This window comes from Streptomyces mutomycini, assembly GCF_001700505.1.
Lineage (GTDB): Bacteria > Actinomycetota > Actinomycetes > Streptomycetales > Streptomycetaceae > Streptomyces > Streptomyces mutomycini.
In genome coordinates this window covers 1-16,583 of record NZ_MAPV01000080.1, presented here as the reverse complement: position 1 = coordinate 16,583, position 16,583 = coordinate 1, and the positions used below count along the sequence as shown (strand labels likewise).

Genomic DNA, 16,583 nt, shown 5'->3' with positions numbered 1-16,583 from the left:
CGACCTGTGAAACGGGCCCGAACCTGTCGGACCGCTGAGAGCGCGCCGGATGCGTCCCGCACGCTCCGAGCCGCTCGAAGCCCCCCAGCAAGGGAGTTGGCAGGATGCGGCGACCGTTTCCGGCCCTCTCCCATGAGTTCCCTGTGTCTTGTCGCGGGCTCGTGGTGTGAGAGGTTCAAGGGGTCCCGGCAGCACCGGCTGCCGTTCCGGGCGACTCTCCGAGAGCAGGTGCAGATACGTCATGCAAAGGCGCACACGGGTTCCCTCGGCGCTTGCCTGGCTGATCGCGCTCGGCCTCGCCTGCTCCGCCTGCTCGGCGGGCGGCGTCGCCGACCAGACGAACGCGTCCGGGCCGCCCCCGCCGGTGGCCGCCCGGACCGGCTACACGCCGTACGTCAGCGCCACGACCGCCGCCGGCACCGACGGTGCGGGGTCCCCCGACACGTACAACCTGGCCTTCGTCACCTCCGCCGCGTCAGGCTGCACCCCCCTCTGGGGCGGTACCACCGCGGCCACGAGCGAGGCGGTCGTGGCCCGCGTCGAGGCGCTCACCGCGACCGGCGCCGACATCCAGGTTTCCTTCGGCGGTGCCGCGGGCACCGAGGCGGCGCTGGCCTGCGACAGCGCGGAGGAACTGGCCGACGCCTACGCGGAAGTGCTCGACGCCGTCGGCGCGACGAAGGCCGACTTCGACATCGAGGGGGACGCGCTCACCGACACCGCGTCCGTGACCCGCCGCAACGAGGCCCTCGCCCTGCTCCAGGAGGAGCGCGACCTCGACGTCACCTACACGCTGCCCGTCATGCCCGGCGGGCTCGAGGACACCGGGACCGCCGTCCTGGAGGACGCGGTGGACCAGGGCGTCGGCCTCTCGGCGGTGAACATCATGGCGATGAACTACAGCACCTCCCACAGCGGCGACATGGGCGACTACGCGCAGGAGGCCGCGCGAGCGGCCCACGACCAGCTCGTGGACCTGCTCGGGCTGTCGCGGGACGCGGCGTGGAAGGCCCTGCACATCACCGTGATGATCGGGGTCAACGACGTGGAGGGGGAGAGCTTCACCCTCGACGACGCCGTCTCGCTGCGTTCCTTCGCCACCCGCCAAGGGGTTGGCGCGCTCTCCCTGTGGGCGGCCTTCCGTGACCGGGAGTGTGCCGCGGACGAGGACACGTCCACCGCCTCGGACAGCTGCAGCGGAGTGGACCAGGACGCGGGCGCGTTCGCCGAAGCGCTGAGCGGCTGAGCGCCGGCGGGCCGGATCAGCGCAGCGGGGCCTCCCGGACCAGTGTCATCAGCGCCTTCGCGCCCGGGCTCATGGCCCGGGCCGGCGGGAGCACCACGACACTCTCGTAGACGGGTCGTCGCACTCCCGCCAGTTCGACGGCGACCAGACCCCGAGCCTCCGGTTTGCGGGAGAAGTGGTGCGGCACCACCGCGATCCCGAGGCCCTCGTGCACCAGCTCCAGCAGGCTGTGCACATCGTTGACCTCGAGCGCCACCGTGCTGCGGCGGACGCCGGCCGCGGCGAACGCCTCGTCCGCTGCGCGCCGGGGGCCCCAGTCCGGATGGAAGTCGATGAACGACTCGCCGCGCAGGTCGCCCCACGCCACCCGCGCGCCCTCCTGGGCGAAACGATGGCCGGGGGAGCACAGGACGACCATCGGCTCCCGAGCCAGTGGTACGAGTTCGCCCCGCCACTCCGGCGGGCTGACGGTCGCGGCGAACGCGAGGTCCAGCCGACCGCCGGCCACCCCTTCCAGCAGGCTGGACGTCCCCTCCTGCCGCAGCCTGATCTCCATGTGCGGGTGCTCCCGGTGGAAGGCCGCGAGCAGCCGCGCCGTGCTGACCCCGGCCACGCACTGCTCGACCCCCAGCGTCAGGGTGCCGCGCAGCAGCCCCCGTACGGCATCGACGGCGTCCCGCGCCGCCCTGGCGCCCGCCAGCGTCCGCTCCGCCTCCACCAGCAGGGCCGCCCCCGCCTCGGTGAGCCGGACCGTGCGCGTCGTGCGGCTGAACAGAGGCGTCCTCAGCTCCTGCTCCAGCGCCCGGACGGACGCGGACAGCCCGGACTGGGACACGGCCAGACGCTCGGCCGCGCGGGTGAAGTGCTGCTCCTCGGCGACGGCGACGAAGTGCTCCAGCTGACGCAGTTCCATGATTGAGCAATTTAACCGATGAATCCCAGCTGAATCTCCTGTTGGACCGCTGGATCGTTCTCCGTCAGGCTTGGGGCCGCGCGCCAGACCTGGCTGCGCTGTGCCGTGCCCCGTGGAGTGCTCGTATGTACCTTCCGTCCGCCGACCGCTACACCGCCATGCCCTACCGGCGCACCGGACGCAGCGGCCTGCTGCTCCCGGCGCTGTCGCTGGGGCTCTGGCACAACTTCGGAGGCGACCGGACCCCCGAGAGCCAGGGCGCGATCCTGCGCAGGGCCTTCGACCTCGGCATCACCCACTTCGACCTCGCCAACAACTACGGCCCGCCGCCCGGCTCCGCCGAGACCGCCATGGGCCGTGCCCTGAAGACGGACTTCGCCGGTCTGCGGGACGAGATCGTCGTCTCCACCAAGGCGGGCTACCACATGTGGGAGGGACCGTACGGGGAGTGGGGCTCCCGCAAGAGCCTGCGTTCCTCGCTGGACCAGAGCCTGAACCGGCTCGGCCTCGACTACGTCGACGTCTTCTACTCGCACCGCTTCGACCCCGACACCCCGCTCGAGGAGACGATGGGCGCGCTCGACACGGCGGTCCGCCAGGGCAAGGCGCTCTACGCCGGCGTCTCCAACTACTCCGCCGAGCAGACCCGCGAGGCCGCCCGCATCCTGAACGAGCTCGGCACCCCCCTCCTCATCCACCAGCCGCGCTACTCCATGCTCGACCGCTGGGTCGAGGACGGACTGCTCGACGCCCTGGACGAGCTCGGCACCGGCTCCATCGCGTACTCCCCGCTGGAGCAGGGCATCCTCTCCGACCGCTATCTGCACGGCATCCCGGAGGGATCGCGTGCGGCGGGGAACAGCCCCTTCCTGTCGGCCGAGGCCGTCACCCCGGACCTGGTGAGCCGGCTGGGCTCGCTGAACGAACTGGCACTGGAGCGCGGACAGTCCCTCGCCCAGATGGCGCTCGCCTGGGTGCTGCGCGGCGGCCGGGTCACCTCCGCCGTCGTCGGCGCGAGCAGCGTCGCCCAGCTGGAGAACAGCGTGGCGACCGCCCGCAACCTGGAGTTCGGCGAGGACGAGCTCGCGCGGATCGACGAGCTGGTCAAGGGCACCGGCCGGGTCTGATCCCCGAGCCGTCCGCCGCCGGGACGCCCGGTGGCGGACGCCTTCACCGGACTGGACCAGTGACAGATCACCGAGGCGCTGGTCCGGCGCTGTCCCGGCGCGTACCGTGATGCGGCACGAAGATCCTCTTCCCGGGAACGGGCGGGGGAGCGTACCGACCAGCGACAGGACCGCGCACCGTGAAAATCCTCGTAAGCGCCGATATGGAGGGCGCCACCGGAGTGACGTGGCCGGCCGATGTGCTGCCCGGCACGCCGCAGTGGGAGCGGTGCCGTTCGTTCTTCACCTCCGACGTGAACGCCGCGGCACTCGGGTTCTACGACGGGGGCGCCGACGAAGTCCTCGTCAACGAGGCCCACTGGACCATGCGCAACCTGCTCCTGGAGCGGCTCGACGAGCGCGTCCAGATGCTCACCGGCAAGCACAAGTCCCTCTCCATGGTCGAGGGCATCCAGCACGGCGACGTCGACGCCGTGGCGTTCATCGGCTACCACACGGGCGCCGGTGCGAAGGGCGTGCTCGCCCACACCTACCTCGCCAACTCCATCACCGGCGTCTGGCTGAACGGGGTCCGCGCCAGTGAGGGGCTGCTCAACGCCCATGTCGCGGCGGAGTACGGCGTCCCCGTCATCCTGGTCACCGGCGACGACCTGACCTGCGAGGACGCCGCCGGCTACGCCCCCGAGGCCCGCACGGTCGCCGTGAAGGACTACGTCTCGCGCTACGCCGCCGTGTGCCGTACCCCGGCCCGTACCGCCGCCGACATCCGAGCGGCCGCCGCCGGTGCGACCGCGCTGGCCGGGCGGCGTAAACCCGTGACAGACGGCACGTATACGGTGGAACTGGAGTTCGACGCCGAGCACCTGGCGGCCGCCGCCACCGTGGTCCCCGGCGTGGCGCCGAGCGGCGAGCGGCGCGTCGCCTACACCAGCGGGACCATGTACGAAGGTATTCGCACGTTCAAGGCGGTGACGACGATCGTGTCGGCCGCTGTGGAGGAACAGTATGGCTGAGGACAGCAGGCCCACCGGGCCGGTCGACGAGCAGGCGCTCGCGGAATCGGTGACGTTCACTTCCGAGCTGATCCGCATCGACACGACCAACAGCGGCGACGGCAGCTGCCGCGAGCGCCCGGCCGCCGAGTACGTCGCCGAGCGCCTGGCCGGTGCCGGGCTGGAGCCCGTCCTCCTGGAGCGCACCCCGGGGCGGACGAACGTCGTGGCCAGGATCGAGGGCACCGACCCGTCGGCCGACGCCCTCCTCGTGCACGGTCACCTCGACGTGGTGCCCGCAGTGGCCGCCGACTGGACGGTGCACCCCTTCTCCGGAGAGGTGCGCGACGGCGTCGTGTGGGGACGCGGGGCCATCGACATGAAGAACATGGACGCGATGGTCCTCTCCGTGGTCCGGGCCTGGGCCCGCGCGGGTGTGCGGCCGCGCCGCGACATCGTCGTCGCCTACACGGCCGACGAGGAGGCGAGCGCCGACGACGGCGCCGGTTTCCTCGCCGACCGGCATCCCGGTCTGTTCGACGGCTGCACGGAGGGCATCAGCGAGTCCGGGGCCTTCACCTTCCACGCCGGCCCCGGCATGGCGCTCTACCCCATCGCCGCGGGCGAGCGCGGAACGGGCTGGCTGAAGCTGACCGCCGAGGGCAAGGCCGGCCACGGCTCCAAGGTCAACAAGGCCAACGCCGTCAGCAGGCTCGCCGCCGCCGTCGCCCGGATCGGTGCCCACGAGTGGCCGGTGCGGCTGACCCCGACGGTGCGCGCCGCGCTCACCGAGATCGCCGCACTCCACCACATCCGGGTCGACACCGAGGCCCCCGGATTCGACGTGGACGAGCTCCTCGGCAAGCTCGGCCCGGCCGCGGCACTGGTCGAGCCGACCGTGCGCAACAGCACCAACCCGACGATGCTCGACGCCGGTTACAAGGTCAACGTGATTCCCGGCCACGCCACCGCCCAGATCGACGGACGCATGGTGCCCGGCGGGGAGGACGAGTTCCGCGAGACGCTCGACCGGCTGACCGGCTCCGGCGTCGACTGGGAGTTCCAGCACCGCGAGGTACCCCTCGAAGCCCCGGTCGACTCGGCGACGTTCGCGAAGATGCGCGCGGCCGTCGAGCTGTTCGACCCGGACGCCCACGTCGTGCCCTACTGCATGTCCGGCGGCACGGACGCCAAGCAGTTCTCCCGCCTCGGGATCACCGGCTACGGCTACTCACCGCTGAAGCTGCCCGTCGGCTTCGACTACCAGGCGCTGTTCCACGGTGTCGACGAGCGGGTCCCCGTCGACGCGCTGCACTTCGGTGTCCGGGTCCTGGACCACTTCCTGCGGACCGCCTGACGAACCGGACCGCCCGGCGGCACGGCGAACGGCGCCGCCGCACAACCGCATTGCCCGACCGAAGAGGGGGAACCGTCCATGGTGTCCACACAGGCGTACGGCACATGGCCGTCACCGATCGACGCGGAGCTCACCGCCTCGCACGACGGGCGACCCGAGTTCGTCGGCACGGTCGGCGACGAGGTGTGGTGGACGGAACCCCGTCCCGCCGAGGGCGGCCGGCGTGCACTCGTGCGCCGGAGGGCCGACGGCAGCACCCACTCCGTGCTCCCCGAGCCGTGGAACCCCCGCAGCCGCGTCATCGAGTACGGCGGAACGCCGTGGGCCGGTGCTCCGCGCGTGGAGGGCGGGCCCCTGGTCGTCTTCGTCCACTTCCCCGATCAGCGGCTCTACGCCTACGCCCCGGACGGCCCCGCCGAGCCGTGGCCGCTCACCCCGGTGTCCCGCATCGGGGGAGGACTGCGCTGGGTGGAGCCGCAGCTGCACCTCGAGCGGGACGAGGTGTGGTGCGTGCTGGAGGAGTTCACCGGGGAGTCGCCCACCGATGTGCGGCGGGTGATCGCCGCCGTCCCCCTGGACGGATCGGCGGCCGAGGACCGCACGGGCGTACGCGAACTCACCGACGACCGGAACCGGTTCGTCACCGGCCCCAGGCTGTCGCACGACGGCCGCCGCGCAGCCTGGATCACGTGGGACCACCCGCAGATGCCGTGGGACGGCACCGTCGTGAAGATGGCCGACGTCACCGCGGAAGGCGAATTCACCGGGGTCCGGCCGCTGGTCGGTGACATCGACGAGTCGGTCGTCCAGGTGGAGTGGGACCGGGACGGCTCACTGCTCTTCGTGTCGGACGTCGGGGGCTGGTGGGAGCTGCAGCGGCTCAGGCCCGACGCCGTCGCGGATGCGGTCGTGCCCACCAGCCGTCTGTGCTCCGTGCGGAACGAGGAGTTCGGCGGGCCGCTGTGGAAGATCGGCCTGCGCTGGTTCCAGCTCCTGGACAACGGCCTGATCGCGGTCATCCACGGCCGGGGCACCACCGCACTGGGCGTACTCGACCCGGAGACCGGCGAACTCGTCGACGCCGTGGGCCCCTGGACCGCGTGGGCGGAGACGCTCGCCGTGCAGGACACCCGGGTCGTCGGCATCGCCGCGAGCCCTCACACGTCGTACGAGGTGGTGGAGCTGGACACCGCCACGGGGCACACCCGGACCATAGGCGTCGCCCACCGGGACGCGGTCGACCCCTCCTACCACCCCGAGCCGCAGATCCGTACCTTCGCCGGACCGGGCGGACGCGAGATCCACGCACACGTGTACCCGCCGCGCCACCCCGACCGCACCGGGCCCGACGGCGAGCTGCCTCCCTACGTCATCTGGGCGCACGGCGGACCCACCGGCCGTTCCCCGGTCGTACTCGACCTGGAGATCGCCTACTTCACGTCCCGGGGCATCGGCGTCGCCGAGGTCGACTACGGCGGCTCGACCGGCTACGGCCGCGCCTACCGCGAACGGCTCCGCGGACAGTGGGGCGTCGTCGACGTGGAGGACTGCGCGGCCGTCGCACTGGGGCTGGCCGAGGAGGGCTCGGCCGACCGCGACAGGCTGGCGATCCGGGGCGGAAGTGCCGGGGGCTGGACCGCCGCCGCCTCCCTCACACAGACCGACGTGTACGCCTGCGGAGCGATCAGCTACCCGATCCTCGACCTGGAGGGCTGGGCCACCGGCGAGACGCACGACTTCGAATCGCAGTACCTGGAATCGCTCGTCGGGCCGTACGACCAGGTGCCCGAGCGCTACCGGGAGCGCTCGCCCGTCAACCACACCGACGGGCTCACCGCGCCGTTCGTGCTGCTCCAGGGGCTCGACGACCCGATCTGCCCGCCCGTCCAGTGCGAGCGTTTCCTCACCGCGATCGAGGGGCGCGGCATCCCGCACGCCTACCTCGCCTTCGAGGGGGAGGCGCACGGCTTCCGCCGGGCCGACACCGTGAAGCGCGCGCTGGAGGCCGAACTCTCGCTCTACGCGCAGACGTTCGGCATCGACCGGCCCGACGTACCCCGGCTGGGGCTCACCAAGTGACCCTGGAACCCCTCGTCCGTCCGGCCAGGCTGCGCCCGGGGGCACGGGTGGCGGTTGTCGCCCCCAGCGGTCCGGTGCCCGCCGAGCGGATGGAGCGCGGCCTCGATCTGCTGCGAGCCTGGGACCTCGACCCCGTGGTGGCTCCGCACGCTCTGGACACCCACCCCGGTCTGGACCACCTCGCGGGCAGGGACGAGGACCGCGCCCGGGACCTCCAGGACGCCTGGTGCGACCCGTCCGTGGACGCGGTGCTGTGCGCCAGGGGAGGCTACGGCGCCCACCGCATGGTCGATCTCCTTGACTGGCCCGCGATCCGGGCGGCCGGGCCCAAGGTGTTCGTCGGCTACAGCGACATCACCGTGCTGCACGAGGCGTTCGCGCTGCGGGCCGGTTTCTCGACCCTGCACGGCCCGATGGTCGCCACCGACGTCTTCCTGAAGGACGCCACCACGCAACAGTCCCTGCGGTCCACCTTGTTCGAGCCCGAGTCGATGCGGAGGCTGGGCCTGGGCACCGCGGCCGCGCTGGTCCCCGGTGCGGCCCGGGGGATCACCTACGGCGGCTGCCTGAGCCTGCTCGCCGCGGACGCGGGCACCCCGCACGCCCGGACCTCCGCCCGGGGCGGGCTGCTGGTGATCGAGGACACCGGCGAGGAGCCGTACCGGCTGGACGGCATCCTCACCCGGCTGCTGCGGACCGGCGCCCTCGACGGCGTGTCCGGGGTGGTGTGCGGCTCGTGGGAGGAGTGCGGACCGTACGAGGGGGTGCGGGCCGTGCTCGCCGACCGGCTGGGTGGTCTCGGGATCCCGGTGGTCGAGGAACTGGGCTTCGGTCACGGCGCCACGGCTCTGACCGTCCCGCTCGGCGTGCCCGCGGTGCTGGACGCGCCGGCCGACGGCGGCCGGTGCACGCTCACCGCCCAAGTGCCCGCGCTGCTCTGACGCGAGTGGCCGCGAGCGCGTGGCGGATCGTCGCGGGAAACTCGGCTCCCGTACGTTGACAGCGGTATGAGGTGTGTCACAGCATGGGCCGGACCCGGTACTTACCGGCCGGTAAGGTGCCCTCGGTGTGGAGGTCCATGTGTCGCGTGCTGTGCCCGGATTCCGCCGTCCGCTCACCTTGCTCGCCGGGGCGGCGCTTCTCGCGCCGCTCGCCCTGACCGGCGTACCCCGGGCGTCCGCGGCCGAGCAGTACACCGTCACCGCGCTGGAGTTCACCGTGCGGGCCGGCGACCGGTCCTGCACCGTGGACGCCGACCTCTACCGGCCGGCCGGCGTCGACGCGCGGAACCCGGCCCCGGCCGTCCTCGCGACCAACGGCTTCGGCGGCAGCAAGTCCGACGGCTCCACCGATGTCATCGGCAGGTCCTTCGCCGAACGCGGCTACGTCGGACTCGTCTACTCGGGCCTGGGTTTCGGCAGGTCCGGCTGCCTCATCACGCTCGACGACCCGGCGATCGACGGTGAGGCGGCCTCCGGACTCGTCGACTTCCTCGCCGGCACCCGCGCCGCGGACGACGGCACCAAGGCCGACTACGTCACCTCGGACGCACCGGGTGACCCGGTCGTCGGCATGATCGGCGGCTCGTACGGCGGTGCCGTGCAGCTGGCGACCGCGTCCGCCGACCACCGCGTGGACGCGCTCGTCCCCCTGATCACCTGGAACGACCTGGCGTACTCGCTGGCGCCCAACGCGGCCGGAGCGACCCGTGGCGTCTCCTCCGACACGCCCGGTGTCTTCAAGTGGCAGTGGACCAACGGCTTCTACCTGATGGGCGAGGGCCAGCCCCTGCTGGTCCCGAGCCTCGACCCGTCGCGCTTCGGCAGCCTCGGGTGCCTGCACTTCGCCGCGCAGGCCTGCGACACCATCCGTCTCCTGAACTCCGGCCGTTACCCCGCCGCCGCGACGCGGGAGATGCTGACGTACGCGCGGAGCGTCTCGCCGGCCTCCTACCTGTCCGGTGTCACCGCGCCGACCCTGCTCGTCCAGGGCCAGGCCGACAGCCTGTTCAACCTCAACGAGGCCACGGCGGCCTACCGGGCGCTCGAGGCCCAGGGCACCACCACGAAGATGATCTGGCAGTCGTGGGGCCACAGCGGCGGCTCGGTCCCCGGCGAACTCGACCTCGGTACCGGCAATCTGGAGACCAGCTACGTCGGGCAGCGCATCCTCGCCTGGTTCGACCGGTACCTCCACCACGACGAGAACACCGCCACCGGACCCGAGTTCGCCTACTACCGCGACTGGGAGAGCGGGTACGGCACCGCGGCCGACGTACCCGCGCTGTCCCGCACGATGTACCTCTCCGGCGACGGCGCTCTGGTCGACAGCCGGTCGGAGGTCGCCCGCGGCAGCCGTCAGTACACCAACTGGCTCCTGCCCACCAGCCATTCGGAGAGCTCCCTCGCAGGGCTCATCGGACTGTCCGATCCGGCGCCCCACGACACGAAGGGCACCTACCTCGGCTGGACCAGTGCGCCGCTGACGGCACCGCTCGACGTGGTCGGCGCACCGAAGGCCACGCTCGAGGTCGTCTCGCCGAGGACGGAACGGGTCCAGAACAGCGGGGACGCCGCCGACAAGCTGGTGCTGTTCGCCAAGGTGTACGACGTGGCGCCCGACGGGACCCAGAAGCTGGTGAACCGCCTCGTCGCGCCGGTGCGCGTCCCCGACGTCACCCGGCCCTTCACCGTCGAGCTGCCGGGCATCGTCCACCGGTACGGGACCGGGCACCGGCTGCGGTTCGTGGTTGCCGGAAGTGACACGGCCTACTTCGGCAACCGGGGCGTCAAGCCGGTCACCGTGGTCAGCTCCCCGGGGGACACCGGCGTCCTGGAACTCCCCGTGGTCGGCTGACCGTCACCCGTACGGGCCCGCTCACCGCTCCCCGGGCCCCGGACGGGGGCATCCTGAGGTCCGGGGACCGCCTTCCCCGGACCCCGGACCCCAGGACTCAGCGAAAGGGCCGCTCATGAGCCCCAAGGACGTATCCAGCGGGAGTGCGGGTGCGTTCAGCCCCGCCCGGATCGCCGTCACCCTCCTGGCCGTGCTCACGATCGTCTTCATCTGCGTGAACACCGCCGAAGTGACCATCCGCGTGATCATCCCGAAGGTCACTATGCCGCTCTGGGCCGCGCTTCTGGGGGTCTTCGTGGCCGGCGGGCTCTGCGGTGCCTATCTCTTCCGCAGGCGGGCGGCCCGCTAGACAAGCGCCTGCGCGTCGACCGCCTCGGCCAGTCGCCCCAGCATGGCACGGTGCCTGAACTGGAGCACCGCGTCGAGGGCGGCGTTGTGCAGGACGCCGCCGAGCCCCTGCAGCGGGTGCTCGTTGAGCAGCACCAGCGTCTCCTCGCCCCATGGGCGGATGTCGAACGCGATGCGCGCCGTCCCCAGTGGCCCGCTGTACGCCTCCAGCTCGAGGGCGCCCGGCCGCTCCAGACGCCGCACCACGGTATGGCCCTGGAGCTCCTTCGGACCGAGGCGCACGGTGTACTCGATGGAGGAGTCGACCTCGGGCCACTGCCCCTCGAGGGGGCGGGAGTCATGGGTGCCGACGACCCATTTCCCGTACAGGTGCGGCTGCTCCAGCACCGACCACAGGGCTGAGGGCGGGTGGTGGATCAACCGGTGGCGAATGGCCATGGACGCCTCCACATACGGATACCGGACGGGGAACGGCGGTGGAACACCTGCCATCGTACGTCGCGCGGCGAGAGCCGACATATCGGACGTGCGCCCGGGCTGAGGCCGCGGTGGTGTCACCCGTACGGCCCAGTGGACGTGTGCTCGTCCCGCGGGCAGTACGGCCCGTCAGAGCCCGGCGGCCCGCGGATCCGACGGGATGGGAGTTCACGGCAGGAGCGCTCGCGCGGTAGACCGGAAGGACAACACGCCGGTGGACCCACTCGGCCGAGCGAGGAGAGAGAGCATGCGTGCACTGACCTGGCAAGGACGCCGCGACGTCCGTGTGGAGACGGTCCCCGACCCGGTCGTCCAGGACCCGACGGACATCATCGTCCGCATCACGTCGAGCGGCATCTGCGGATCGGACCTGCATCTGTACGAGGTGCTGGGCCCCTACCTCGAACCGGGCGACATCCTGGGCCACGAGCCGATGGGCATCGTGGAGGAGACCGGCCCCGAGGTGACCGCGGTCAGACGTGGGGACCGCGTCGTGGTCCCGTTCAACGTCTCCTGCGGCGCCTGTTTCATGTGCGACCAGGGGCTCCAGTCGCAGTGTGAGACCACGCAGGTCCGGAAGTACGGAAGCGGCGCCGCGCTGTTCGGCTACACCAAGCTCTACGGGCAGGTGCCCGGTGGGCAGGCCGAGTTCCTGCGCGTCCCCTTCGGCAACACCCTCCCGGTCAAGGTTCCCGAGGGCCCGCCCGACGACCGCTTCGTCTATCTGTCGGACGTGCTGCCGACCGCCTGGCAGGCCGTGGAGTACGCGGCGGTTCCCCCCGGCGGCAGCCTGACGGTCCTGGGGCTCGGCCCGATCGGGGACATGGCGGCACGGATCGCCCTGCACCGCGGTGCGGGGACGGTCATCGGCGTGGACCTGGTGCCCGACCGCCTGCGGCGGGCCGCGGCGCGGGGCGTGCGGGTCCTGGACCTGAGGGAGTACGGCAAGGGCCTGGGGGACGCCGTGCGCGATCTGACCGACGGCCGGGGCACCGACGCGGTCATCGACGCCGTCGGCATGGAGGCACACGGTGGCCAGGTGGCCAAGGCGGGGCAGTGGGCCGTGGGCAAGCTGCCCGACCCTGCGGCACGCGTACTCATGGAGCGCGCCGGCATCGACCGCCTCAGCGCTCTGCTCGCCGCCGTCGACATGGTGCGCCGGGGCGGAACCGTGTCCGTCTCCGGCGTCTACGGCGGTGCCGTGGACCCGCTGCCCCTGCTCAAGATGTTCGACAAGCAGATACAGCTGCGGATGGGGCAGGCCAACGTCAGGCACTGGGTACCGGCCATCCTTCCCCTGCTCGTCGACGAGGATCCGCTCGGTGTCGACGGCTTCGCCACCCACCACCTGCCGCTGGCCGACGGGCCGAAGGCCTACGAGACCTTCCAGCTGAAGGAGGACGGCATGGTCAAGACCCTGCTCACGCCGTGACCTCCTGCACGTGGACGACAGCCGCCGCCGGTCCGGTGGGGCCCCGACAGCACGGACCGGCGCGCGGGGTCAGGCGGGCACGTTCCGGTCGACGTACTCGAAGACCGAGCCGTCCGGGTGCAAGGCGATGAGATTGCGGCCGGCCGGTGTGGGCACAGGGCCTGCGATGACCCTCGCGCCCACCCGGGTCAGCGCCGCGTGGGCGTCGTCGACGTCCTTGACCGCGATGGTCGCCGACACCTTGCGCAGCACCTCCAGTTCGGCTTCGGGGCCGCTCATCAGCAGAAAGCAGCCGATCGCGGCGACCGACACCCCGCCGCGCTCGAAGCGCAGTGCCGGAGAGCTGGTCAGGCCCTCGTAGAAGGCCACCGAGGCCTCCAGGTCGTCGACGCAGATACGCAGCGTGGTTCCCAGGATCTCCATGCCCACGAGGGTAGTTGCCGACCGGTCCGGATGTGATCGGTTCCCTGTCCGATCACCGGATCACGCCCGGCAGAGGACCTCGCCGTGGGGCACCATGAACCACGCGTCGGGCTCCCCGCCCCACGCGCGCCAGGCCTCCGAGAGGGCCGTCAGCTCTCCGCCGCTCGCGTGGCCGCCGTCCACCGCCTGCCCCGCGTACACCGACGCGGTCGTGCGGTCCGCCCAGAGGCCACTCCACCAGGCGCGGTCGTCCGGGGTGGCGAAGCACCAGGCCGCCGCCGTCGGGGTGATGTCGGTGAAGCCTGCCTGCCGCGCCCAGGACAGCAGCCGGCGTCCGGCGTCCGGCTCGCCGCCGTTGGCGCGGGCCACCCGGCCGTACAGCTCCTGCCACTCCCGCATCCCGGGCACCTCCGGATACCAGGTCATGGCCGCGTAGTCGCTGTCGCGGGCCGCGACGACGCCGCCCGGCCGGCAGACCCGCCGCATCTCGCGCAGCGCCTGCACCGGATCCCCCACGTGCTGGAGCACCTGATGGGCGTGGACCACATCGAAGGAGTCGTCGGGGAAGTCCAGACTGTGGGCATCCGCGAGGGCGAACTCCACGTTGTCCACACCGCGTTCGGCGGCGGTCTCCGCCGCGTGCTCAAGGACGTCACGGCTCCTGTCGACGGCGGTCACCCGGCCGGGCGCCACCAGTGCGGCGATGTCCGCGGTGATGGTGCCCGGCCCGCAGCCCACGTCCAGAACCCGCAGGCCCGGGCGGAGTTCGGCGATCAGATACGCCGCCGAATTGGTGGCAGTCCGCCATCGGTGCGAGCGCAGTACCGACTCGTGGTGACCGTGTGTGTAGACGGCTGTTTCCTTCGGCATGACCGGACGTCCCCTCTCGGACCTCAGTCGCGGGCGATGGGGCCGACGATACGCCGTAATGTCGAATGATGAGATCGGCGTCTCACTGTATGGTCAGTGCTATGCCGGCATCGGGCAGTACACCGTCAGGGCCTCGGGCAGCTTGTCGATGAGCAACTCCGTCCCGGAGTGCGCCACTTCACCGTCGTAGGCGTACGGGGTCCCCGGGGTGAGCCCGGCAAGCCGCACCCTGCGGCGACGGACCGCCGCGTGGACGGGGGAGCGGCTCAGCGGCCCGGCGACCGCTGCGGCGAGCAGCCGGAGCCCGGGGGTGCGGCCGCCGTGCACCACGCGTACGTCCAGCAGGCCGTCCGCCAGGTTGTGGCGGCGGCCCGGTGCGGGGCCCACCCGCTGGAACAGCCCGTTGCCCACGAAGAGCAGCCACAGCGGCCGCCGCTTCCCCTGGAGCTCGGCGGTCAGGGGGCGCGAGCCGCGCAGCGCCTCGAGGGCCGCCAGCACGCCCGCGGGCCAGCCGCCGATCCTGGGCGACCAGTGCTCCCTGGTCCGGACGAGCTCCGGGTAGACGCCGAGGCTGAAGGCGTTGAGGAAGTAGCCGTGCGCACCGCCGGGCCCCTGCGGGCCCGGCCGGAAGCGGCCCAGGTCGACCCGGACCGCGTCGCCCGCGGTCAGTGCTGTCACCGTGTCCTGCACCGTCTCGATGCCGAGGTCGTAGGCGAAGTGGTTGAGTGTCCCGCCGGGGAAGACGGCGAGCGGCACTCCGTGCGTCGCCGCGACGGCCGCCGCCATGTTGACGGTGCCGTCGCCCCCGCACACACCGAGGGCCTTGCCCTCCCGTGCCGCCTTGTCCATGCATCCCGCCAGGTCCGCCGGAGCGCACTCAAGGGTCGACGCGAGCGGCAGGGCGTCGCGGATCAGGGCCGCCGCGGCGGTCGCGGAGCCGGACTCCCGGTTGACGACGACCACCAGGTCCTGCCCGGCGGGCAGTGCCGGGGCGTCGGCCGGCGGTCTGCCGGGGGCGGGCAGCTGCCCACGGGTCGGTACGACGCCGCGCAGTGCGAACGCGGCCCCGACGCCGAGCGCCGCACCGGCGAGCACATCACTCGGATAGTGGACGCCCGTGTAGACGCGGGACGCTGCCACGGCCGCTGCCACCGGAGCGACGACGGCGCCCCAGCCCTTCGACTCCAAGGCGACCCCCGTCGCGAAGGCGGCGGCGGACGCCGCGTGCCCCGACGGGAAGGACGAGGTGTAGGGCTGCCGCTTCAGCTGCCGCATGACCGGAACCAGGTCGATTATCGGGCGCTCCCGGCGCACCGCCCCCTTGCCCACGGTGTTGATCGCGGCCGAGGCCACGGCCAGCGAGGCAATCCCGCGCAGCGCCGCCCTGCGGGACCGTGCGCTGGAGCCCAGTGCCGCCATGCCCGCGGCGGCCCCGAACCACAGCAGCCCGTGGTTGGCGCCGCGGCTCAGCCGGGGCAGGACCGCGTCGGCGCCGGGCCAGTGCCGCTCGGCCACGCGTTGGAAGGCGGCGAGATCGTGCTGCTGGAATCTGGCCCGCCAGCGGCCGGGGGAGGGGAGGCTGCTCGTTGTCGACATGGGACAGCGAATACCCTGCGGCCGGGCGGTGAACCAGGAGGCGCGCGCAACAGGCTCAGCCGGATCCTGATCCAATCAGACGGTACGGGCGGAATTGCCCCCGTCGGGACCGCTCCGTCTCACCCGGAGCGTTGCCCGGACAAGTCGCCTGCCGTTAGCCTGCGTTCGTGATTCCGGCCAATGGCCGGAGTGTCGAACGAGATAGGCGGGCGATCATGGGACGACTCGTCCCCGCGGTGACCAGGGCACTGGATGTCCTCGAGCTCTTCCTCCAGGGCGAGGGAACCCTCTCCGCCCCCGAGGTCACCCGCAGGCTCCAACTGCCGCGGACCACGGTCCACGAACTGCTCACCACGCTCGCCGCACGGTCCTACCTGGTCACGGTCCCTGAGCAGCCGGGCCGCTACCGGCTGGGCGTGCGCACCTACCAGCTCGGCAGCCGCTACGCGGAGCAGCTCGACCTCGCGGCCGAGGGGCAGCAGGTGGCCCGTGAGGTCGCCGAGACCTGCGGCGAGACGGTCCATGTGGCGATCCTGGAGGACACCGAGGTCATTTACATCGCCAAGGTCGACTCCACGCACGCCGTCCGGATGGTCTCCGCCGCGGGCCGCAAGCTGCCGGCCCACTGCACCGCCGTCGGCAAGCTGCTGCTGGCCGCGCTCCCGGAGGCGGAGCTCGACGCCCGCCTCGACGGGCGCGACCTCGTCGCGATGACCGACAACAGCCTCACCGACGCCGCGGAGCTGCGGGCCGCGCTCGCCGTCGTGCGCAAGCGGGGCATAGCGGTGGAGCACCGGGAGTCGAACCCGGACGTGAGCTGTGTCGCCGCGCCCGTCCGGGACCGGTCCGGACGGGCGCGGCGACACA

General features: G+C 72.2%; 15 protein-coding genes. 10 read left to right on the top strand and 5 right to left on the bottom strand.

Annotated elements, in window-relative coordinates; translation table 11 throughout:
- Nucleotides 1–241 precede the first annotated feature (241 nt).
- Nucleotides 242–1,246, top strand: a complete 1,005-nt coding sequence (locus BFF76_RS12545; protein WP_065848233.1) for a chitinase — start codon at nucleotides 242–244, stop codon at nucleotides 1,244–1,246.
- Between the two features lie 16 nt (nucleotides 1,247–1,262).
- Here BFF76_RS12545 and BFF76_RS12540 read toward each other — a convergent pair whose 3' ends face one another.
- The gene (locus BFF76_RS12540; RefSeq protein ID WP_065848232.1) at nucleotides 1,263–2,159 is read right to left on the bottom strand and encodes a LysR family transcriptional regulator; all 897 of its coding nucleotides are present in this window, start codon (nucleotides 2,157–2,159) and stop codon (nucleotides 1,263–1,265) included.
- Nucleotides 2,160–2,284: 125 nt separating this feature from the next.
- On the opposite strand from BFF76_RS12540, the gene BFF76_RS12535 reads away from it, so the two are divergent.
- From BFF76_RS12535 to BFF76_RS12505, 7 genes are all read left to right on the top strand, one after another.
- Nucleotides 2,285–3,286: an aldo/keto reductase gene (locus tag BFF76_RS12535; RefSeq protein WP_065848231.1), complete on the top strand. Its 1,002-nt coding sequence runs from the start codon at nucleotides 2,285–2,287 to the stop codon at nucleotides 3,284–3,286.
- A gap of 179 nt (nucleotides 3,287–3,465) precedes the next feature.
- Nucleotides 3,466–4,299, top strand: a complete 834-nt coding sequence (locus BFF76_RS12530; protein ID WP_065848230.1) for a M55 family metallopeptidase — start codon at nucleotides 3,466–3,468, stop codon at nucleotides 4,297–4,299.
- Complete coding sequence (locus tag BFF76_RS12525; protein ID WP_065848229.1) at nucleotides 4,292–5,635, top strand: M20/M25/M40 family metallo-hydrolase; 1,344 nt, start codon at nucleotides 4,292–4,294, stop codon at nucleotides 5,633–5,635. Before BFF76_RS12530 ends, BFF76_RS12525 begins: the two co-directional genes overlap by 8 nt.
- Nucleotides 5,636–5,713: 78 nt before the next feature.
- Nucleotides 5,714–7,714, top strand: coding sequence for a S9 family peptidase (locus BFF76_RS12520; RefSeq protein ID WP_065848228.1), 2,001 nt, complete (start codon nucleotides 5,714–5,716; stop codon nucleotides 7,712–7,714).
- Complete coding sequence (locus tag BFF76_RS12515; protein WP_065848227.1) at nucleotides 7,711–8,655, top strand: S66 peptidase family protein; 945 nt, start codon at nucleotides 7,711–7,713, stop codon at nucleotides 8,653–8,655. The genes BFF76_RS12520 and BFF76_RS12515 overlap by 4 nt, the downstream gene beginning before the upstream one ends.
- A 139-nt stretch (nucleotides 8,656–8,794) precedes the next feature.
- Nucleotides 8,795–10,570 (top strand): CocE/NonD family hydrolase, encoded by a 1,776-nt coding sequence (locus tag BFF76_RS12510; protein ID WP_244167267.1) that lies wholly within the window; start codon nucleotides 8,795–8,797, stop codon nucleotides 10,568–10,570.
- 115 nt (nucleotides 10,571–10,685) lie between these two features.
- Nucleotides 10,686–10,919, top strand: coding sequence for a LapA family protein (locus BFF76_RS12505; RefSeq protein WP_031089772.1), 234 nt, complete (start codon nucleotides 10,686–10,688; stop codon nucleotides 10,917–10,919).
- Here the strand turns inward: BFF76_RS12505 and BFF76_RS12500 are convergent.
- On the bottom strand, nucleotides 10,916–11,356 hold the full coding sequence (locus tag BFF76_RS12500) for an SRPBCC family protein (protein ID WP_065848225.1): 441 nt from the start codon (nucleotides 11,354–11,356) through the stop codon (nucleotides 10,916–10,918). The two genes, BFF76_RS12505 and BFF76_RS12500, sit on opposite strands and share 4 nt — an antisense overlap.
- A 286-nt stretch (nucleotides 11,357–11,642) precedes the next feature.
- On the opposite strand from BFF76_RS12500, the gene BFF76_RS12495 reads away from it, so the two are divergent.
- Nucleotides 11,643–12,827 (top strand): alcohol dehydrogenase catalytic domain-containing protein, encoded by a 1,185-nt coding sequence (locus BFF76_RS12495; RefSeq protein WP_065848224.1) that lies wholly within the window; start codon nucleotides 11,643–11,645, stop codon nucleotides 12,825–12,827.
- 69 nt (nucleotides 12,828–12,896) lie between these two features.
- On the opposite strand, the gene BFF76_RS12490 is transcribed toward BFF76_RS12495, so the two are convergent.
- The 3 genes from BFF76_RS12490 to BFF76_RS12480 form a co-directional block, all read right to left on the bottom strand.
- On the bottom strand, nucleotides 12,897–13,250 hold the full coding sequence (locus BFF76_RS12490) for a VOC family protein (RefSeq protein ID WP_031089778.1): 354 nt from the start codon (nucleotides 13,248–13,250) through the stop codon (nucleotides 12,897–12,899).
- Nucleotides 13,251–13,310: 60 nt separating this feature from the next.
- Complete coding sequence (locus BFF76_RS12485) at nucleotides 13,311–14,120, bottom strand: methyltransferase domain-containing protein (protein WP_065848223.1); 810 nt, start codon at nucleotides 14,118–14,120, stop codon at nucleotides 13,311–13,313.
- A gap of 99 nt (nucleotides 14,121–14,219) precedes the next feature.
- Nucleotides 14,220–15,716, bottom strand: coding sequence for a bifunctional phosphatase PAP2/diacylglycerol kinase family protein (locus BFF76_RS12480; protein WP_065848222.1), 1,497 nt, complete (start codon nucleotides 15,714–15,716; stop codon nucleotides 14,220–14,222).
- Between the two features lie 215 nt (nucleotides 15,717–15,931).
- Here BFF76_RS12480 and BFF76_RS12475 point away from each other — a divergent pair.
- The coding region (locus BFF76_RS12475; protein ID WP_065848221.1) for an IclR family transcriptional regulator at nucleotides 15,932–16,583 on the top strand (652 nt) is incomplete at its 3' end.